At 61.7% G+C, this 20,896-nt stretch carries 14 protein-coding genes; 7 read left to right on the top strand and 7 right to left on the bottom strand.

Features of this window, described 5'->3' with window-relative positions:
- Both rtxC and ACM3N8_RS05065 read right to left on the bottom strand, forming a co-directional pair.
- Nucleotides 1-462: an RTX toxin-activating lysine-acyltransferase RtxC gene (gene rtxC, locus ACM3N8_RS05060; protein ID WP_416015535.1), complete on the bottom strand. Its 462-nt coding sequence runs from the start codon at nucleotides 460-462 to the stop codon at nucleotides 1-3.
- A 19-nt stretch (nucleotides 463-481) separates the two neighbouring features.
- The gene (locus tag ACM3N8_RS05065; RefSeq protein ID WP_416015537.1) at nucleotides 482-811 is read right to left on the bottom strand and encodes a peptide chain release factor 1; all 330 of its coding nucleotides are present in this window, start codon (nucleotides 809-811) and stop codon (nucleotides 482-484) included.
- A gap of 427 nt (nucleotides 812-1,238) precedes the next feature.
- Here ACM3N8_RS05065 and ACM3N8_RS05070 point away from each other — a divergent pair, with 427 nt between their 5' ends.
- The 5 genes from ACM3N8_RS05070 (at nucleotide 1,239) to ACM3N8_RS05090 (ending at nucleotide 8,999) form a co-directional block, all read left to right on the top strand.
- Nucleotides 1,239-3,275 carry a peptidase domain-containing ABC transporter gene (locus ACM3N8_RS05070; RefSeq protein WP_416015538.1) on the top strand — a complete coding sequence of 679 codons (2,037 nt, stop codon included), beginning with the start codon at nucleotides 1,239-1,241 and terminating at the stop codon, nucleotides 3,273-3,275.
- Entirely contained in the window at nucleotides 3,272-4,636 is a 1,365-nt protein-coding gene (locus ACM3N8_RS05075; RefSeq protein ID WP_290017221.1) for an HlyD family type I secretion periplasmic adaptor subunit, read from the top strand. The genes ACM3N8_RS05070 and ACM3N8_RS05075 overlap by 4 nt, the downstream gene beginning before the upstream one ends.
- 35 nt (nucleotides 4,637-4,671) lie before the next feature.
- Nucleotides 4,672-6,828, top strand: coding sequence for a type I secretion system permease/ATPase (locus ACM3N8_RS05080; protein WP_290017222.1), 2,157 nt, complete (start codon nucleotides 4,672-4,674; stop codon nucleotides 6,826-6,828).
- Nucleotides 6,829-6,942: 114 nt separating this feature from the next.
- A complete protein-coding gene (locus tag ACM3N8_RS05085) occupies nucleotides 6,943-7,617 on the top strand; it encodes a response regulator (RefSeq protein WP_043134657.1) in 675 nt (224 codons plus the stop codon).
- Complete coding sequence (locus ACM3N8_RS05090) at nucleotides 7,617-8,999, top strand: ATP-binding protein (protein WP_274452359.1); 1,383 nt, start codon at nucleotides 7,617-7,619, stop codon at nucleotides 8,997-8,999. Before ACM3N8_RS05085 ends, ACM3N8_RS05090 begins: the two co-directional genes overlap by 1 nt.
- 339 nt (nucleotides 9,000-9,338) lie before the next feature.
- Here ACM3N8_RS05090 and glk read toward each other — a convergent pair whose 3' ends face one another.
- Nucleotides 9,339-10,307: a glucokinase gene (gene glk, locus ACM3N8_RS05095; RefSeq protein WP_290017223.1), complete on the bottom strand. Its 969-nt coding sequence runs from the start codon at nucleotides 10,305-10,307 to the stop codon at nucleotides 9,339-9,341.
- Between the two features lie 346 nt (nucleotides 10,308-10,653).
- On the opposite strand from glk, the gene ACM3N8_RS05100 reads away from it, so the two are divergent.
- Both ACM3N8_RS05100 and pyk read left to right on the top strand, forming a co-directional pair.
- Nucleotides 10,654-11,511, top strand: coding sequence for a MurR/RpiR family transcriptional regulator (locus tag ACM3N8_RS05100; protein WP_042872984.1), 858 nt, complete (start codon nucleotides 10,654-10,656; stop codon nucleotides 11,509-11,511).
- Between the two features lie 162 nt (nucleotides 11,512-11,673).
- Nucleotides 11,674-13,113: a pyruvate kinase gene (gene pyk, locus ACM3N8_RS05105; protein WP_043134654.1), complete on the top strand. Its 1,440-nt coding sequence runs from the start codon at nucleotides 11,674-11,676 to the stop codon at nucleotides 13,111-13,113.
- A 64-nt stretch (nucleotides 13,114-13,177) separates the two neighbouring features.
- On the opposite strand, the gene ACM3N8_RS05110 is transcribed toward pyk, so the two are convergent.
- The 4 genes from ACM3N8_RS05110 to ACM3N8_RS05125 form a co-directional block, all read right to left on the bottom strand.
- Nucleotides 13,178-14,224 carry an efflux RND transporter periplasmic adaptor subunit gene (locus ACM3N8_RS05110; protein ID WP_241280356.1) on the bottom strand — a complete coding sequence of 349 codons (1,047 nt, stop codon included), beginning with the start codon at nucleotides 14,222-14,224 and terminating at the stop codon, nucleotides 13,178-13,180.
- Nucleotides 14,225-14,239: 15 nt separating this feature from the next.
- Entirely contained in the window at nucleotides 14,240-17,302 is a 3,063-nt protein-coding gene (locus ACM3N8_RS05115) for an efflux RND transporter permease subunit (RefSeq protein WP_290017224.1), read from the bottom strand.
- A gap of 174 nt (nucleotides 17,303-17,476) precedes the next feature.
- On the bottom strand, nucleotides 17,477-19,801 hold the full coding sequence (locus ACM3N8_RS05120) for an acyl-CoA dehydrogenase (protein ID WP_290017225.1): 2,325 nt from the start codon (nucleotides 19,799-19,801) through the stop codon (nucleotides 17,477-17,479).
- A gap of 48 nt (nucleotides 19,802-19,849) precedes the next feature.
- Nucleotides 19,850-20,503, bottom strand: coding sequence for a TetR/AcrR family transcriptional regulator (locus ACM3N8_RS05125; protein WP_043134650.1), 654 nt, complete (start codon nucleotides 20,501-20,503; stop codon nucleotides 19,850-19,852).
- Nucleotides 20,504-20,896 lie beyond the last annotated feature (393 nt).

Here is a 20,896-nt window from a genome sequence, read left to right on the forward strand (position 1 = left end):
TTAAATGGAAAACCACTGCACCCTGCGCACACAATGGCCAAGTTCGGCATGAACATGACCGCGCACGGTACAGACCCGCTGCCCTTTCCATGGCAGAAATATCCGGCGACGCAGATCGCTCACCACGGCGCGGGCATGTCCGTATGGCGCTATCATCTCCGGAATAAAAATATGGTCGCCGGATTGCCAATCCTCACGGATCAGCTCCCGCTCGGCGGCCAGCAAGGTGTCACGAATGGATAAAGAGACAAACGCCCAGTTGCAAAATGCAACCGGGCGCCCGTGTGAGTCTTCATAATAGCTGAACTGGTTCAATTCGAAGGCAGGCAATATTCGCTGCTGCCACTCGGCGACGGAATAACGCCGGTGCAGGGAGGAGTACTGACTCAGCAGCATGACTCCCCCCAGCATATGTTGATTTTGTTGCCAGTTCGGTTCCGTTGATTGCAATACCAAGCTCATTGGATCCCCAACCGGAACATTATTTTTTCTTGCGCGGCGCGGCCTGTGCTGTGGCAGCCGGTGCGGCTTGCGGCTCGTCAGAAGGGGCGGCCGGGATCAGTCCTGCGGCGATCAACTTGTCAAACTCGGCGACCATGCGCGGATCTTCAAGCATATTTTTTATCATTGAAACCATATACATAAAGCCAGCGGCAGGCATGTGGACCGTCTGCTTCAGCGCCAGCTCGTTGTCGCTTTCTGCCATGACCCCTTGCGCCATCTTCAGCGGATCCTGTCCGACGAAATAGAGCGAGAAGATCCCCTTGTTATAGTTGACGCTGGATACTGTCTGTACAAACTGCTCTGTCATATAAATTCCATTATCAATAAATATAAAGACAAACAAAAAAGAAAAGGAATTTCCCAAGTAAAATAACACGGGAGCAACATTTTTCTTTTCACTATATTTACCATATTTGAAATTATTATCCGATTCAATTAAACAATGACCTAAAAATAGAGTAAATACGTCAATATAAATATCAACTCAATCATTAAGGTTAATGCCGCGGCATTATGCAATGCGTTATTAACTGGGCCATCACGGCCATTTTATTATGCAAGCTATCAATCAAGATAATATTTGACAGTGAAATAATGGCTCGTTAGTATGCGCGCCCTGCCTGCAACAGGCCACCTTGCCCCATATAAACAGGAGGGGTGTCACAGCGGCAAACGGATATATTATGACGGCGAGTGAAGAGTCTGTTTTAGCGTGTCTCAATATTATTATCGGGATGCAGGGTTGCCCCTCTCAAGATATAGCACCCACGCCAGACGACACCTTTGACAATATTGTCGATACGCTGCAACAACAGACAGGAACCCGCATTCGTCAGCGTCATATTCCCCCTCGCAAACTCGATAAACTGACCCTGCCGGTGGTACTGCTGAGCCCCTCTGGCGAGGCGTTCGTGCTGGCCCAGCGCCAGGGTGAACAGGCACTAATCCTGGATCCCGCCGTGGGCAAGCCGCAGGTCATAGCACAAGACGAACTGCTGGCACGCTGGGGGGGCCGCCTGCTCGAGGTCGGCAAGCGGCAGAGTCGCTTCGACATCCGCTGGTTCATCCCCGCCTTCTTGCAGCAAAAACGCCTGCTCGGCGAGATATTGCTGTTCTCGCTGGTGTTGCAGATCCTGGCGCTCATCTCCCCGCTCTTCTTTCAGGTGGTGATGGACAAGGTGCTGGTGCATCAGGCCTGGGCAACCCTGGATGTGCTGGTATTCGGGCTGTTGATCACGGCCCTGGTGGAGGTCTGCCTGCGCGGGCTGCGGGAATACCAATATGCCCAAACCGCCAACCGGATCGATATCCAGCTCGGTCTGCGCATGGTGCAGCACCTGTTCGCCCTGCCCCTGCTCTATTTCAAGAGTCGCCAGGTGGGCGCCATCGTGACCCGGGTGCAGGAGCTAAACACCATACGCGAATTCCTGACCGGCACCCTGTTCACCCTGACGGTGGACGTGCTGTTCATGTTTGTCTTCCTGGCCGTCATGGCCAGCCTCTCCGGCATGCTGACCCTGGTGATCCTGCTCTCCATTCCCGCCTATGTGCTGATCGCCTGGTGGATCACGCCGCGCATGCAGCAGGCGGTCGAGCAGCAGTTCGGCCATGCCGCCACCAATACCGCTTTCCTGAACGAGACGGTCGCCGGGGCCGAGACCCTCAAGAGCCTGGCGCTGGAACCGCGTTTCGTGCGGCGCTGGGATGAGCAGACCCGCCAGATGGTGGAAGCGGGCTACCGGGTGCAGCAACTCAACAATGCCTCCCAGCACGGGGTCATGTGGCTGCAAAAACTGGTGACAGTCGTCGTGCTCTGGCTCGGTGCCAGCGAGGTGATCGCGCTGCAGCTCACCATAGGCCAGCTCATCGCCTTCAACATGATGGCCAGTCACGTGGCGCAGCCGCTATCGCGCCTGGTCGAGTTGTGGGGCCAGTTCATCCAGACCCGGATCGCGGTAGACAAACTCGGCGACATGCTCAACCTCCCCCCGGAACATCAGCGCGATGGGGATGGCCGCATCCAGGCCGGCGCCATAGCGCTCGAGCGGGTGCATTTTCGCTATCAAGCGGATGCCCCCCTCATCATCGACGATCTCTCCCTCGCCCTGGCGCCTGGCGAGACGCTGGGGATTGTCGGAGGCTCGGGCTCGGGCAAGAGCACCCTGGCCCGTCTGCTGCTGCGGCTCTATCAGCCGGAGCAGGGGCAGATCCTCATCGATGGCCAGCCCATCCAGCAGATCCCGCTCCACCACCTGCGCCAGCAGATGGGGGTGGTGTTGCAGGAGAACCACCTGTTCAACAAGTCGGTGCGCGACAACCTGGCCCAGTCGGTGCCCCACGCCAGCCTGGACGAGATCATACGGGCCGCCACCCTGGCCGGCGCCCATGAGTTCATTTTGCGACTGCCCCTTGGCTACGACACAGTGCTGGCGGAGGGGGGCAGTTCGCTCTCCGGCGGTCAGCGCCAACGGCTGGCCATCGCCCGCACCCTGCTGGCCGATCCCAGGATCCTCATCTTCGACGAGGCCACCAGCGCCCTGGATGACGGATCCCAGGCGCTGATCCAGCACAACATGCGCCAGATCGCCAGCGGCCGCACCGTCATCACCATAGCCCACCGCCTCTCCACAGTGCGCCACTGCGACCGCATCATAGTCCTGCAGCGCGGCAAGATAGTGGAGCAGGGCGACCACGCCAGCCTGCTGGCACTGGGGCAGCACTACGCCCGCCTGTGGCAGCTGCAACAGGACTTGCACGAGGAGACCCCATGAATCTGCGCACCTGGCTGAGCCGCTGGCGCCAACCCGGTCCAGCCCGGCAGCAGGAGACCCACTACGGCTTCCTGCCCGCCCATCTGGCGCTGGCCGAGACGCCGCCCTCCCCCTTTGCCCGCATCACGGCGCTCACTCTGAGCGCCGGCGTGCTGCTCACCCTGCTCTGGGCCTGCTGGGGCCAGCTCGACATCCAGGCCACCGCCAGCGGGCGCCTGCTGGTCTTTGGCCGCAGCCAGATGATCCAGTCCTACGAGCAGGCCAGGGTGATCGGCATTCACGTGGAAGATGGCCAGGCGGTCGCCGCCAACGCGCCGCTGCTGACCCTCAACACCCTGGGGGTGAGCCAGGATCTGAGCCGGTTGCGCGAGCAGCAGGCGTTTCAGTACCAGACCCTGATCCGTTATCAGGCGCTCTATGGCAACGAAACCTTCAGCCTGCACCCCGACTACGCCAGGCTCACCCAGGCGCAGCAGCAGGCGCTGGCGGAGAACCACCAGAGCGAGCTGCACGAATACCAGAGCACCCTCAACAACCTGCAGGCCGAGCTTGGGGTCAATCAGGCCAATCAGGCCGCCCGACGGGGAGACATGGCCTCCCTCACCACCCTGCTGGCCAACATCCGGCCCCGCCTGCAGGCGCGCCAGACCCTGAGTCGGTCCCAGGCCATCTCACGGGTGGAGTATCTGGAGCAGGAGAAGGAGCTGCTGGAAACCCAGCGCCAGCTCGCCCAGCAGAGAGCCGAGCTCGAGGTGCTGCAATCCCAGCAGCAGAGCCTGCAGGAGCGGCTGGCCGGCTTCAAGGCACAGAAACAGCGGGAGTGGATAGAGAAACGCCAGCAGGCCCAGCTGCAGCTGACCGCCATCGAGCAGGAACTCGCCAAGCTGAGCGAGCGGGAGCACCTGGAAGTCATTCGCGCCCCGGTGGCGGGCACAGTGCAGCAGCTGGCCATCCACACCCAGGGCGCCGTGGTGCAGCCGGCCCAGCAGTTGCTGGTCATAGTGCCCAACGAGGGAGTCCAGTACGCCGAGGTGAAGATCCTCAACAAGGACATAGGCTTCGTGCACGAAGGGCAGACGGTCAGCATCAAGGTGGATGCCTTTCCTTATACCCGTTACGGCACCATAGACGGCGAGCTGGTCAGCGTGTCGCGCGATGCCACCACGGATGAGCAACTGGGGCTGGTCTTTCCCGCCAGGGTCAAGCTAAGCCGGGGCGAGATGCAGATAGACAATCAGCCGGTGCGGCTCACCCCGGGTATGTCGGTGGTGGCCGAGGTCAAGACGGACAGGCGCCGGGTGATCGACTACCTGCTGAGCCCGATCCGTGAGTACCAGGCCGAGGCACTGCGGGAGCGATGACAATGACACAGGCTTTGCCGGCCTTAGAGGCCCCCGTGAACGAGTCAGCCCCCATCGCCAATGGCGCCCTCGCAGCCCTCGCCCACGCGGCCCATCAGCTGATGATGGCCGCGGATGCCGGGCAACTGGCCCACGCCATGGGTTGCGATCTGGCGCCGGAAGATCTGACAGTGCGCGAGGCCGCTGCCCGGCTCGGCCTGCGCAGCGCCCTGTCACAGGGGCCAGGCTGCCCGCTGGCGGCGCTGCCACTGCCGGCCCTGCTCAAGCGGGAGGGGCGCTGGTACACCATCACAGCAATAGAACCTGAGGGCTGGCAGCTGTTTGATCCGGCGACCGGCACCAGCAGCCTGCAACCGCTGCCGAACCCCACACAGGCGGCGCAGTGGCACTATCTGTTGCTGGCCCAGCAGGATCTCACCCCGGCCGAGGTCAAGTTCGGGCTGGGCTGGTTCAGCCCGGCGGTACTGCGCCAGCAGAAGCAGGTGCGAGACGTCTTCTGCTTCGCCATTGTGTTGCAGCTCATTGCCCTCGCCAGCCCGCTGCTGTTTGAAAACATCATCGACAAGGTACTGGTGGGGCGCAGCCTTGGCAGCCTGCAGGTGCTGGCCCTGGCCATGCTGGCACTGGCCTGTGCCGAGCCGCTCTACAGCTTTCTGCGCGGCCAGGTGTTCGGCCATCTGGCCAACCAGGTCAACGCCGAGCTGTCCGGCAAGCTCTATCGCCATCTGGTCGGCCTGCCCATCGACTATTTCAAGGCGCGCCAGACCGGCCAGATCATCGCCCGGGTCAAGGAGATGGCCCAGATCCGCCAGTTCCTCACCGGCTCCACCCTGATGCTGGTGCTGGACCTGGTGTTCATCCTGCTGTTTGTCGGCGTCATGTTCCATTACGCCCCCGTGCTGACCGGCTGCGTGCTGGGTTCCTTGCTCATCTATTTTCTGCTGTGGCTGCTGATTGGCCCCCTGGTGCGCAAGCGGGTCGAGGCCGAGTATCAGGCAGATGCCGATGCTACCAGCTTCCTGACGGAGGCAGTCACCGGCATCGAAACCATCAAGACCACGGCCACGGAGCCACGCTTTTATCAGGAGTGGCAGCGTCTGCTGGCGCGCCAGTTGCGCCGGGGATTTCAGGCCAGAAAGGTGGGGCTTGTCGCGGGACAAGGCATAGATCTGGTGCAAAAGCTTACCGCCGCCCTGCTGCTCTGGCTTGGGGTCGGCGAGGTGCTGAACGGCCGGCTGAGTCCGGGGGAGCTGGTGGCCTTCAACATGCTGGCGGGCCATGTCACCCAGCCGGTGCTGCGGCTGGCCCAGGTGTGGCAGGACTTCCAGCATACCCTGATCGCCCTGCGCCGGGTGGGGGACATACTCGACGAGGCGCCCGAGCACGGCAATGGCGGACTCGCCTCCGTCCCCGCTCTCGAGGGGGCCATCGAGTTTCGTCACATCCGCTTTCGCTACCAGCCGGATGCCCCCGAGGTGCTGGCCAATCTCTCCCTCTCCATCGAACCCGGGCAGTTCATCGGCATCACGGGCCCATCGGGTTGTGGCAAGAGCACCCTCACCCGCTTGCTGCAACGGCTCTACGTGCCCCAGCACGGCCAGGTGCTGGTCGACAACATGGATCTCGCCATCGCCGACCCCGTCTCATTGCGCCGCAACATGAGCGTGGTGCTGCAGGAGAGCATTCTGTTTTGTGGCTCGATCGCCGACAACATCCGCATCTGTCGCCCCGATGCCAGCCAGGCCGAGGTGGAGCAGGCGGCGCAGCTGGCCGGCGCACTCGGCTTTATTCGCGAGCTGCCCCAGGGCTTTGGGCAACAGGTGGGCGAGAAGGGCGCACGCCTTTCTGGCGGGCAACGCCAGCGGATCGCCCTGGCCCGCGCCCTGCTGGCCAACCCCAGGATACTGCTGCTCGACGAGGCCACCTCGGCCCTCGATTACGAATCCGAGGCTGCCATCATGGCCAACATGGCTGCCATTCGCCGTGGCCGCACCCTGATCAGCATCGCTCATCGCCTCAATACACTCCGCCATGCTGACCGCATCCTGGTAATGGATGAGGGGCAGATAGTGGAGTCCGGCAGCCATGATGAGCTGCTAGCACAACAGGGGCTCTATGCCCGGCTGTGGCGCCAGCAGACGGGGGAAGAGGCTGAGCACCCAGGTCCTCGCCCGTTAATGATTAACCAGTGAATAAAGAATGCCCTGATTCAGTCCCGATACAGGCACTCCTGCTAGGATCCGGATTGACTCTCCCCGGCATAAACCCTCTAATTGACAGCCTGGATCCCCATGATCGCGCACCTTATGAAAATATTGTTGGTCGAAGACGACAAGCTGCTCAATCACCACCTCTCTACCCTGCTGACCGAGGCCCAGAATCAGGTCCACAGCACGGACAGTGCCCAGGTGGCCCTGCATTACGCCGCCGATTACCCCATAGACGTAGCCATCATAGATTTGGGGCTGCCGGACATGGACGGTTTGCAACTCATCAGACAGCTGCGCGAGCGGCAGATCCCCTTCCCCATCATAGTCCTGACCGCCCGTGGCAACTGGCAGGACAAGGTGGAGGGGCTGGAGGCCGGGGCGGACGACTATCTGGTCAAGCCGTTCCAGAAGGACGAACTGCTGGCACGGCTCAATGCCCTGGTGCGCCGCAGCGCCGGCTTCATCTCGCCCAAGGTCAAGGCCGGCGACTATGAGCTGGATCTCTCCCGCAAGGAGCTGACCATAGGCGGCGAGCCGGCCGTGCTCACCAGCTTCGAATACCTGATCCTCGAGTACCTGATGCGCAACGCCCGCCAGGTGGTCTCCAAGCAGCAACTGCTGGACCAGCTCTACGGCGATGGCGAAGGGGATCCCAACACCATAGAGGTGATGGTGAGCCGACTGCGCAAGAAGCTGGACCCGGAGGGGAGCATCCAGCCCATCTCCACCATCCGGCGCCAGGGTTACATCTTCAACCTCTCGTGCAACTGATGCGCCTTCGCCTGCCTCGGCCCATGCGACTGATCCGTCGCTCGCTGCACATCAAGCTGATGCTGAGCGCCATGCTGGTCATAGCGCTCATCATGGCCTTCTCCGTCTACATCCTCTATCTGGGCCACACCGAGGAGCAGGCCCAGAAGGCCAGCACCCGCATGCAGGAGAACCTCTCCAAGCTGTTCTCCTCCAAGCTGCCGGATCTCCATGCCACCACGGATCTCGGCAAGATCACGCCGGATGCCATCGACCCCAATCTGGATACCCTGATCTGCCGGGCCGACGGCCAGCTGAGCTGGTCCAGCCTGCACATGCCGGAGGTGATCCACTCCAAGGGCACCATCTGTCAGGATCTGATGAAGTACCTCGGCGGGCTGGATCAGGACTACTTCTTCAAGCGCCACACCATCAAGAACGGCGAGAGCTACTTCATCTACAGCCTGCGTTTTCTGCGCAATCACGGTGAGGGGCCCACCACCTATTACGTGGTGATGGTCGACTCGGCCAAGCGCTACCTGGCCCAGACCCGCAGCTACCTCTATCAGTGCATCCGTCAGGCCCTGCTGGCCTACTCGCTGCTCGGCGCCCTGCTGCTGCTCACCAGCTTCTGGAGCCTGACCTCATTGCGCACCATGGCGCGCCAGATCGACGAGATCCGGGCGGGCAAGCGGGAGGCGCTCTCCAATGACTACGAGCGGGAGCTGACGCCGCTGACCGAGTCGGTCAACCAGCTGCTGGAGAACGAACGCCAGCAGACCCAGCGCTACCAGCACGCACTGAACGATCTGGCCCACAGCCTGAAAACCCGGCTGGCGCTGATCCAGATGACGGCGCAGGAGATCAAGCTGGGGCGCGACATCCACGACAACATCAGTGAACAGATCCTGACCATGGATCAGATCATCCAGTACCAGCTGCGCCGCGCCGTCACCGGCCGCAAACGCCTCGCCAGCAAGGGCACGGAACCCGTGCCCCTCATCGAGAAGCTGCTGGCCAGCCTCGCCAAGGTCTATCGCCACAAGAAGCTGCAGACCCGCTTCAAGTTCGATGACGACGTCTTCTTCGCCGGTGAGCAGGGGGACTTGATGGAGCTGATGGGCAACCTGCTCGACAACGCCTTCAAGTTCGCCATCAGCGAGATCCAGGTGACTGTAAGTCGCCGCCTCGACCGCTTGCGGATCGAGATTGAAGACGATGGCCCGGGCATAGACCCGGACAAGTCGCAGCAGATCTTCCAGCGCGGCGTGCGCGCCGACAGCTCACCCGGCCAGGGCATAGGTCTGGCGGTGGTCACCGAGATAGTGCACAGCTACGGCGGCCAGATCATGGTGGATGAATCGCCGCTGGGGGGCGCCCGCTTCACCCTGGACCTGCCCTGAGTTTGACTCAGCCCCGACTAATAACGACGCCTGCCCGCCCGCAGGCGTCGTGCTTTCTCCCGCCCTCTTTCCCAAGCTGACACAGCACAGCGAGATCACATGACGCAGGGGAAGCGACAATCGGAAAGCCGGGAGGAGATCAGAAGATAAAAAAAACCGGCCACAAGGACCGGTGAAACAGTTCAGGCTTGTCAGGTGACAAACGCACCCAGCGGATGAAGACAAGTCCCAATTCCTTATGGGGCCCTGGCCTCTTGAGTACGTGTTGTTACTCTATCCCATGGTCACTGAATCAAGGCTGAACCATGGGATGATTGGCATCCAGCCCCCTGTTTCGGCTTACAGCTTGATACCCAGCGACTGGCGCAGGTAGGCGCCGGCACCGAGCAGACCCGGCCCCTCGTGGGTGATGAGGAAGACGGGAATATCCTTCAGATAGGACTTGAAACGCCCCTTGTCTTCGAACGCCACCCGAAAGCCCGAGCCGATGAAGAACTCCTGAAAGCGCGGCACGATTCCGCCGGCGATATAGACACCGCCGAAGGTGCCCAGATTGAGCGCCAGGTTGCCGGCGAAGCGCCCCATCAGCACGCAGAACAGGCTCAGGGTGCGACGGCAATCCAGGCATTCGCCCGCCAGCGCCCGCTCTGTGATGTCTTTGGGGGCAAAGGCTTCTGGCTCGCGGCCATCGGACTTCACCAGCCCGCGATAGATGTTGACCAGACCGGGCCCGGAGAGCAGCCGCTCGGCCGAGACATGACCCAGTTCGGCGCGCATCACCTGCAGCACCGCATCCTCTTCTTCGCTGTTGGCGGCAAAGTCCACGTGACCGCCCTCGCCCGGCAGACTCAGCCACTGCTCGCCGGTGTGCACCAGGTGGGCGACGCCGAGGCCTGTGCCTGCGCCGTAGATGGCGATGGGCTTGCCGGCCACGGGCGCCGCGCCCCCCAGCTGGATGCAGTCAGCCGTGTCCAGCACGGGCACCGCCATGGAGACGGCGGTGAAGTCGTTGATCACCTGCAAGCGGGTCAGGCCCAGATTGGCCTGCATCTCGCCGATGGAGAACTCCCAGCTGTGGTTGGTCATGGCGACCCAGTCGCCCTTGATGGGGCAGGCGATGGCGATACAGGCCTGGCTCACCTGCACCTGATGCTCATCCAGATAGAGGCGCACCACGGCCTCGAGACTGGGGTGGGCCAGCCCGGAATAGGTCTTGGCCCGGGAAATGGTGCCGGTCGCCAGCTCGCACAGGGCCAGCCGCGCATTGGTGCCGCCTACGTCGCCGACCAGCGCATGGGTATGCTGCATAAAACAACTCCTTCGTTACTTGGGTCGGGGCGGCCCTTACCGTCCCGCAATTATTATTTGGCAACAATTCTACCCGAGCCCCTCCCCCCGCTGCGCGTTTGATGGATGCAAGTGTGCGCCCGCTCACAGTGTTGTTGCTTTGCAACATTTGTAAGCGCTTTCACGGGATGGGTGGAAGTTTGTAACCAAAAATACGAAATAATTAGACATGAGTCATACTTTGCAGGGCCAAGATTAGTTTCGATAAGAGCTTGTCTTGTATAGTCATCAAGTTGATTGGAAACCTGCTTAGCCGTGAATTTAGTGCAAAGACACTGAAGCTAAATTACAAAAATGCCTGGTGGTGATGATGAATACCCTTGATAAAATTACTAATAATTTGGAAAGTTTCAGTAAATCAGAGCGTAAAGTTGCCGAGGTCATTCTGGCCTCCCCGCAGACGGCCATTCACTCCAGTATCGCCACCCTCGCCAAGATGGCCGACGTCAGTGAACCGACCGTCAACCGTTTCTGCCGCCGTCTCGATACCAAAGGCTTTCCCGACTTCAAACTGCATCTGGCCCAGAGCCTGGCCAACGGCACCCCTTATGTGAACCGCCACGTGGAAGCGGACGACGGGCCCGATACCTATACCGCCAAGATCTTCGAATCCACCATGGCCTGTCTGGATGCCGCCAAGAACAGCCTGGATATCTCCGCCATCAATCGTTGCGTCGATATCCTGACCCAGTCCAAGAAGATCAGCTTCTTTGGTCTGGGCGCCTCCTCCGCCGTCGCCCGCGATGCCCAGAACAAGTTCTTCCGCTTCAACATCCCCGTGGTGAGCTTCGATGACATCGTCATGATGCGCATGAGCTGCATCAACAGCAGCGAAGGAGACGTGGTGGTGCTTATCTCCCACACAGGCCGCACCAAGGCGCTGGTGGAGATCGCCGCGCTGGCCCGCGAGAACGACGCCACCGTCATCGGCATGACCGCCAAGGATTCCCCGCTGGCCCGCGAATGCAACCTGGTACTCTCCATGGACGTGCCGGAAGACACAGATGTCTACATGCCGATGGCGTCGCGCATCGCCCAGCTGGCCCTGGTAGACGTGCTGGCAACCGGTTTTACCCTGCGCCGTGGCATGAAATTTCGCGAAAACCTGAAGAAAGTCAAAGAAGGTTTGCGCGAATCCCGCTTTGATACCCCCCACTCTTCCTGACGAGCGGGGGCCCTGGCCCCCGGCTGTCTATGCCACCTTCCTTGGTGTAGTATTGTAATTTAGTAACAAAAGCCACCCAGATGGCTTGCAAGCGGGTGCAATGGGCCATGCGCTTGACGGGGCAGTATTTCAAGTCATATCAACTTCAAACTGGAGTCTTTCATGCCAAGACGTACAAAGATTGTAACCACACTCGGTCCGGCCACCGATCGCGAGGGGATCCTCGAGGGGATCATCCGTGCCGGCGCCGACATGGTGCGGATGAACTTCTCCCACGGCACCGCTGAAGACCACATACTGCGCGCCAACCAGGTGCGCGACATCGCCGCCAAGCTGGGCCGTCACGTCGCCATCATGGGTGACCTGCAGGGCCCCAAGATCCGCGTCTCCACCTTCAAGGATGGCAAGGTCTATCTGGCCATCGGCGACAAGTTCATTCTCGATGCGGCGCTCGGCAAGGGCGAAGGCTGTCAGGAACAGGTCGGCATCGACTACAAGAGCCTGCCCGATGACGTGATCGCCGGCGATATACTGCTGCTGGACGATGGTCGCGTGCAGCTGAAGGTGGAGCAGGTCGAAGGCACCCGCATCCACACTACTGTCACCGTGGCGGGCCCCCTCTCCAACAACAAGGGCATCAACAAGAAAGGCGGCGGTCTCTCCGCCCCGGCCCTGACCGAGAAGGACAAGGAAGACATCAAGACAGCCGCCCTGATGAACGTGGACTACCTGGCCGTCTCCTTCCCCCGTTGTGGCGATGACCTGCGCTACGCCCGCGAACTGGCCCGCGAGGCCGGCTCCAACGCCAAGATAGTGGCCAAGGTCGAGCGCGCCGAAACCGTCGCCACCGACGAGGCGATGGAAGACATCATCCTCGGCTCCGACGCCGTCATGGTGGCCCGTGGCGATCTCGGCGTCGAGATCGGCGATCCCGAGCTGGTCGGCGTGCAGAAGAAGCTGATCCGCCACTCCCGCCGTCTGAACCGGGTGGTCATCACAGCAACCCAGATGATGGAGTCCATGATCAACGCGCCGCTGCCGACCCGTGCCGAAGTGATGGACGTGGCCAACGCCGTGCTGGACGGTACCGATGCGGTGATGCTCTCCGCCGAGACCGCCGCCGGTCAGTTCCCCATCGAGACAGTCACCTCCATGGCCAGCGTCTGCGTGGGCGCCGAGAAGCACCCGAGCCTGAACGTCTCCAACCACCGCATGAGCTACACCTTCACCTCGGTGGAAGAGGCCGTCGCCATGTCCACCATGTACGCCGCCAACCACCTGGAAGGGGTCAAGGCGATCGTGGCACTGACCGAATCCGGCACCACACCGCTGCTGATGTCCCGCATCAGCTCCGGCCTGCCGATCTTCGCCATGTCACCCCACAACAAGACCCTCGCCTGGACCAACCTCTACCGTGGTGTCACCCCCGTGCTGTTCGACGGCGACGAGACCAAGCCGGTCTACGAAGTGTGCCGCGAGGCGCTGGACGTGCTCAAGGCCAAGGGGCTGGTGCAAAGCGGCGACATGGTGTTGCTGACCCACGGCGACAAGATGGAAACCGTCGGCAGTACCAACACCTGCAAGGTGATGATGGTCGAGTGATCGCCCTTCACCGGCACCAAAAACGGCTCCCGCGGGAGCCGTTTTTTATGGTGAAACCGCCGCCTCAACCGCGAAACAGTTCGACCTTGTCACCATGGCGCAAGCTGCCGGCACCGCGCACCACCACCCTGTCCCCCTGTTTGAGCGCCCCGCTCACCGCCACCTGCTGGCTGTCACCAAACAGCACTGTTACCGGCACCCGGTTCACTTTCAGCTCCTTGCCGCTCTGCTCCACCTGATAGACAACGCTCCCCTCGGTATTGAGCACCAGCGCATCGCGCGGCAACAGCATGGTCTGCTGCTCACCCAGCGGCAGCGCCACCCGCACCGGCGATCCTATGATGAAGCGGCCCGACTCGGGTTTGAGGCGCAGTTCGATGAGACGCGACTTGGGATCGGCGCTCGCCGCCCGCTGGTAGTAAACCCCGTGGCTGCTGAGCTGATCCCCCTCCACCCGCAGCCGGGTCCGGGGCGCCAGCTGACCGGCCCAGATGATGGGAGCCTGCAGGCGTATGTCGGGCTGATCCGGATTGACCAGCTCCATTGCCTGCTCACCGGCATCCACATGCTCTCCCGGCTGGATGAAGTGGTTGTTCACCACCCCGTCGAACGGCGCGAAGATGTGGCTTCTGCGCAGCTGCTCCTCAATCTGGCGCACCTGCACCCGCGCCAGCCGCTCGGCCAGTTCTGCCTGCTCCACCTCGTAGCGCGCCTTGTCATACTGGCTCTGGGAGGTGCTCTTCTGGCGGTGCAGCGTCGCCAGCCGGTCAAACTCGGCGCGGGCGAAGCGCACGTTGCTGGCCCACTTCGCCTGCTCGGCCTGGGCCTGCTCCAGCGAGAGCCGCAGCGCAGCGCTGTCGAGGCGCAGCAGCTCATCCCCCGCCCTGACCCGGCTGCCGAACTCGGCAATCCACTCCACCCTCCCGCTCACCTCGGCACTCAAGGCCGCCTGCTGACGGCTCGCCACAGTGCCGCTGACCCAGATGCTGGCCGCCGCATCCCCCCGGGTCACATCCGCCAGGGTCACCATCTTGCCCTGAGCCAGCACGGGGAACACGCCCCCCGCCAGCAGCGCCGCGCCCACAACCATCCTTGTAAAACCGTGTGTCATCGATGAGCTCCTTGCTCAGGCCCGCTGACGCAGGGCAAGCGGCACATCGGCACGCTCTCCCAGGCGCAGGAAGGCGGGTAACAGGATCAGGGTAAACAGGGTGCTGCAACTCATGCCGCCGACGATGACGGTGGCCAGCCCCCGGTAGATTTCGCTGCCCTCGCTCGGGCTCAGCATCAGCGGCAACATGCCAAAGATGCTGGTGAGACTGGTCATAGCGATGGGCCGCATCCGGCTTTGCAGGGCATCGGCCACCGCCAGCTGGCGACTCATGCCGTCCCTTTCGGCCATGCGGGTCTGGTGCACCAGCAGGATGGCGTTGTTGACCACCAGCCCCAGCAGGATGACGAAACCTATGATGGTCAAGAGATCCATCGGCAACGGCACCAGCAGGCCGCTCAGGTGCAGCGCCAGCACACCGCCGACGGTGGCGAGCGGCAGGGTCAGCAGCACCAGCACGGCATCCTTGAGGGAGGCAAACACGCCCCACAGCAAGATCAGCAGGATCATCACCGCAAACAGGAAGATGGCCCCCAGATTGTCCAGCGCCTGCTGCAGGCTGTCGGCATTGCCCGAGACTCTCAGCTCGCCGCCGGCGGGCAGCAGCGGCCGGATGGCGGCAAAACTCTTGCTCTGCAGGGTATCGAGCACCTGCTCCATGCTCATCCCCTCTGGCGGCGAGATCTGCAGGCTGATGCTGCGCCTGCCGTCGGCCCGAAAGATGCTGGCCGGGCCCATGTCGTGCTCCACCCGCAGCAGTTCACCGAGCGGCACTATGCGACCGGATGGGGTCGCCAGCGGCACCGCCTTGAGCTCATCCGGGTTGGCGGAGGCCTGCCCCATCAGCATGATGTCGAGCCTGTCCTCCCCATCGAAATACTCGCCGACCCGCAGTCCATCGCCGAAGGTCTGGATGATGGCAGGCATGGGGGTACGATCCCAGCCCACCTCGGCAAGACGCCTGTCTTGCGGCACCAGTCGCAGCTCGGGGGCGGTGAAGTCGAGATCCGGCTGCGGCCTGACCTGAGCCCCCGGCAAGTCCTGCTTGACGATGGCCATGGCGGCCCGTGCCGCCTGGTAGAGCTCAGGCAAAGAGCCGCCCTGCAACAGCAGGGCTATGCCGTTCTCGCTGCCAAAGCCGCCGAACAGCGAACCCTGGCCGCCGAATATCTGGGTATCGGGAATGCCCACCAGCAGCTGCTTCATCAACAGGCTTTCCAGTGCCTTGATTTGGGTTTCATCCTTGGGCCGCACCCCGATCTGGGCGCCACCCGGGTAACGCAATATGTAGTAGTTCTTGAGGGCCGGCTCCTTCTCCCCCTTCATATAGGGGGCGAGGCGGGCGATCAGGGTATCTATCACCTCCTCACGCTGGGCCTTGAGGTTGAAGCCCGGAGTGAAGTTCATCCACACGTCCACCGCATCGCGTTTCACATCCGGCAGGTAGTCCATCTTGGGCAACAGAGCCCAGGTGGCCAGCGCAGGCAGGCTCATCATCAGGGTGATGACGGTCCAGCGGCGAGGGGCCGTACTGGTCCCGCGGATCACATGGCGGGTGGTACGCCGCCACAGCGAGTCATAGGGATCGACCAGTCGCTCGCGCCCCATCCAGCGCGCCGCCACCGCCGGCAGCACGGTCACCGCCACCAGCATGGAGACGGTCACGGCACAGGCGATGGTGAGCGCGAGATCGGCAAACAGCTGCCCCTCCACGTCGTTGAGCAGCAGCACAGGCAAGAAGATGGCGACCGTGGTCAGGGTGGAGGCCACCAGCGCGGTCCACACCTGTCGGGTCCCCTCCAGCGCCGCCTCCGCCTTGCTCAGATCCCCGCGCTCATGGCGCCGGTAGATACTCTCCAGCACCACTATGGCGGCATCGAGCACCATGCCGACCGCAAACGCGATCCCCGCCAGCGAGATGACATTGAGGGTTCTGCCCATCACCTTGAGCAGGCAGAAGGTGAGCATGATGCTGATGGGAATGGCGAGCGCTATCATCAGGGTCGCCTTGAGCTGGCGCAGGAAGACCCAGAGGATGGCGCAGGAGAGCAGCACGCCGAGCCCCAGATTGGCGGTCACCATGCCCACCGCCCGATTGATGTAGAGGGAGGCGTCGAACGACTGCTCCATGTGCAGGCCGACCGGCTCCAGCACCTCACGGTTGAGCTCGCCCACCTTGAGCTTGATCGCCTCCAGCGCCGCCAGGGCGTTGGCACCGCTCTCCTTGAAGATCTGGGCCGCGATGGCGGTGTTGCCGTTCTGGATGCGCAGCACAGGGTTCTCCTCCCGGGCCAGCCTGACTTCGGCCACATCGCGCAGGTAGATGGGCAGGCCGTCGCGCCAGTCCACCACCTTGTCCCCCAAGGTCTCCACATCATAGCGACCGGCGAAGCGCAGCTTGTACTCCCAGCGACCTATGTCGAGGGTGCCGGCGGAGACGTCCCAGCCTGTGCTGGCCCGGCTGGCGAGCACGGGGATCTCCACCCCCAGCTCGGCGGCGCGGTAAGGGTCGAAGCGGATCTGGATCTGGCGCTCGTTGATCCCCTCCACCTCCACGGTCGATACTCCGGGGATCCGCTCCAGCTCCGGCTTGACCCGCGCCTCGATCAGTGCCTGATGATCGTCGATCTGCCCCTTGGCGCCGGGCAGTTGCTGGATGAAGAAGAAGGTGAGGGTGTCGTTGCTGCTGTAGTTGTTGACGTAGGGGCCGCCAATCTTGTCCGGCAGGCCGGAGACCCGGTTCAGACGGGAGATGACGTCGAGCTGGGCCCGCTGCATGTCGGTGCCGAGGGCAAACTCCAGGTCTATTTCGGTGAAGCCGGGGAAGCTGTTGCTGGTGAGGTTCTTGAGCCCCTGAACCCCCTGCATCTCCTGCTCGATGGGGTCTGTGATTTCCGACTCCATCTCCTGGGGCGAGGCCGAGCGCCAGTCCACCGAGATGTTGAGGTGCGGGCGGTCTATGTCGGGGAACAGCTGGATCGGCAGCCCCCGGATGCTGAGCAGGCCCAGCAGAAAAATCAGCACGATCGAAACCGCCACCCAGATGGGGCGTTCGATCGCCGTTTTGGCGAGGTTCATTCACTCTTCCTGAGTTTGTTGTTGTCGGCCATTCCGCTGGCCTTGCTTCCTGCCCCAAGGGTGGGGGCCATTGCATTAAACTGGAATTAATCGAGGTTGTAAATGAATGGTTAACAAACAAAAAAACCGGCCAACTTGGCCGGTTTCTCATCAGGTTCAGTGATGGCAATAGACTCAGGCGGCATGCACCACAGGGTTCGGCTGAGACAGACCTTCCAGCTCGCCAGGGGCGAAGTTGTCCACCTGGATCGCCTCATAGCGCAAGGCATCGGCGGCCAGCAGCTTGTCGGCCTCGTCCTTGCTCAGGATGGACTGGGACAGGGCAGCCGCGACCAGCTCGGGCAGGGCCATCTTGCGGGGCAGCTTGCCCTCTTTCTGGGCCTGCACCAGCTTTTTCTCGATGGGTTGTACCGCCACCATGGCCAGGAAGGCGCGATCCATCAGACCGACCGGATCCGCATCATCCTTGCCCACGTAGCACAGCGCCGTCAGACGGTCGCGGAACTCGCCCGGCGTCATCATGGCCAGACAGATGGCGTGGCAGCGATCGTCCGCCGGCATCTGGTAACCCACGCCGAACGGGAACACCACCCGCTTGAGCACGGCACCCGCCACCTTGTTCGGGAAGTTCTGGAAGAAGCCCTCGAACGCCTTGCCGATCAGGTAGAGGTTGCGCTCCACCGCATACTGCACGAACGGCAGATCGGAGACCATGCGGCCCTGATCCTCGTAGTGCTTGAGGGTGGAAGAGGCCAGATAGAGGTGGCTCAGCACATCCCCCAGACGAGCGGAGATCATCTCCTTGCGCTTGAGATCGCCACCCAGCATCAGCATGGAGACGTCGGCACAGAGTGCCAGCCCCTTGCTCATCCGTGACAGCTGCTTGTAGTAACGGGCGGTCTCGCCGCTCACCGGGGAACCGTTGAACTGGCCCAGGGTCAGCCCCTGGAACAGGGAACCGAAGAAGTTGCCGGTACCGAACGCGATGTGCTTCAGCAGCAGGGCGTCAAACTTCTCGAGGCCGCGCTCCACGTCCGTGTCGGCGGCCGCTTCCAGCTCGGCAAACACATAGGGATGGCAGCGAGTGGCGCCCTGCCCGAAGATCATCAGGTTGCGGGTCAGTATGTTGGCCCCTTCCACCGTGATGGCCACCGGAATGCCCATGTAGGCGTAGCCGGTGTAGTTCTTCGGACCCAGCTGGATGGCTCGGCCAGCATGTATGTCCATGGAATCATCCATGACCTGGCGCGCCATTTCGGTCATGTGGTACTTGGAAATCGCGGTGACGATAGCCGGTGCCTGCCCCAAGTCCAGCGAACCGGCCGTCATGCGACGGGCCCCTTCCAGCTGATACGTCAGGCCGCCGATGCGGGCCAGCGCCTCTTGCACCCCTTCGAACTTGCCGATGGACATGCCGAACTGCTTGCGCACATAGGAGTAGGCACTCACGGTACGGCTCGTCATGTGACCACAGGCGGTACCGAGTGCAGGCAGCGAGATGCCGCGACCGGCGGAGAGGCACTCCACCAGCATGCGCCAGCCGCGACCGGCGTAATCCGGGCCACCTATGATCCAGTCGAGCGGAATGAACACATCCTTGCCGAAGGTCGGACCGTTCAGGAACGCCAGCCCCATGGGGTAGTGGCGATCACCCACGCGCACGCCGGGGTGGCTGGTGGGGATCAGGGCGCAGGTGATGCCCAGCTCTTCCTTGTCACCCAGCAGTTTTTCCGGGTCATACATCTTGAACGCCAGACCCAGCACTGTGGCACGGGGGGCCAGGGTGATGTAGCGCTTGTTCCAGTTCAGACGGATGCCAAGCACCTCTTCACCCTTGTGCATCCCCTTGCAGACGATCCCCTTGTCCGGGATGGCGCCCGCATCTGAGCCCGCTTCCGGGCCGGTCAGGGCGAAACAAGGTACTTCCTTGCCATTGGCCAGCCCCGGCAGCCAGAAATCCTTCTGGGCCTGGGTGCCGTAGTGCATCAGCAGCTCGCCCGGGCCAAGTGAGTTCGGCACCATGACGGTAACCGCCACGCTCAGGCTCTTGGTGGCGATGCGGGTGACTATGGTGGAGTTGGCAATGGCCGAAAACTCGCGGCCGCCATAGGATTTCGGGATGATCAGGGCGAAGAAGCCTTCCTTCTTCAGATAGTCCCACACCGGCTCCGGCAGGTCTTTGGTTTCATTGACGATCTTGAAGTCGTCGACCATGGCGAGCAGGGTCTCGACCTGATTGTCGATGAAGGCCTGCTCCTCGGCGGTCAGCTCGGCCTTGCCGTAGCCGTGCAGTTTTTTCCAGTCGGGGTTGCCGCGAAACAACTCGCTATCCCACCAGACGGAGCCGGCTTCCATGGCCTCCCGTTCGGTGGCCGACAGGGGCGGCAGTATCTTCTTGAAGATGCCGAACACGGGACGGGTTACCACCTTTTTGCGGATGGAGGGCACGCCGAGCACAACGGCTATCGCCAGCACCAGCAGGATAAGCAATGTGATCATACTCAAGTTCCTTCTATTTCACTGTTTCCGTTGATTTATTGTTGGTTGTTACACGGCCAGGGAGAGCCTGGTCGACTCCACGGGCGCCCCGACACCGGACGCCAGATAAGGAATTACGTTGCGCACCAGCCCTTCCACATCGAGCTGCTGGCCAAAGTCGGCCAGGGCGATGTCGCGCAGCGCATCGGCGGAGGCCATGGTGAACACGACAGTGCCCAGGGTGAAGTGCAGCCGCCAGAACAGATCCGCCGGTGACAGAGACGGATTGGCTTTGGAGATCGCCTGGGTGATCCGCAGCAAAATGGGGCCGTAGTGAGCCGTGATGAAGCGGCGCAGGTGGCCCTGGCTGTCGATGTAGCCACGCCCCAGCAGTTGCATGAAGATGGCGGGACCGTTGGTCCGCACCGCCACCAGCTTCATCAGGGGATCAACGAAGCTCTCGAACACCTGCAGCAGGGTCAGCTGCTCCTGCTCCATCAGGGTGTTCAGGCGCGCATCCAGCTCGGGCATGAACAGGCTCAGGTAGCGATCGAGCACCGCCTGGATCAGCTCCTTCTTGGAACCGAAGTGGTAGTTGACCGACGCCAGGTTGACGTCGGCCTCGCTGGTGATCAGACGCAAAGAGGTATCGGCGAACCCCCGTTCGGCAAACAACACCTCGGCGGCATCGAGAATACGGTTCTTGGTATCGATTTTACTCACAGGACACCTCACTTAAACGAATGTTTAAAAAGTACGTTTCACAACCTTTTATGTCAAGAGAATGTGAACGGGTGTTAGTGGAATGTTTTTGCTAAAAATGGAGAACAAGGCGGGAACTTAGCTGACAAACAACACTCTATATCTATGCCACTGCAATTAAACATTAAGTCTCGCCCAACCTGCTGCATGCTAGTTGGGCATTTTTTTGCCCTGTTGGTGTTGGTGACGATGCGCGGGCAAAAAAAAACCGTCGCAGGGAGCGACGGCGGGGAAAAGAGGTTGCACCATCCTGATCCAACCCATCGATGCGAGTTCAGGCTTTCATCGATTCATCCATCATGGCGGCCAAGCGTGTTCAAACTTTGTCAACGTCCCCGCAATTTGTGACAAAGT

Origin of the sequence: Aeromonas sp. A04 (assembly GCF_047780465.1) — a bacterium.
Lineage (GTDB): Bacteria > Pseudomonadota > Gammaproteobacteria > Enterobacterales > Aeromonadaceae > Aeromonas > Aeromonas bestiarum.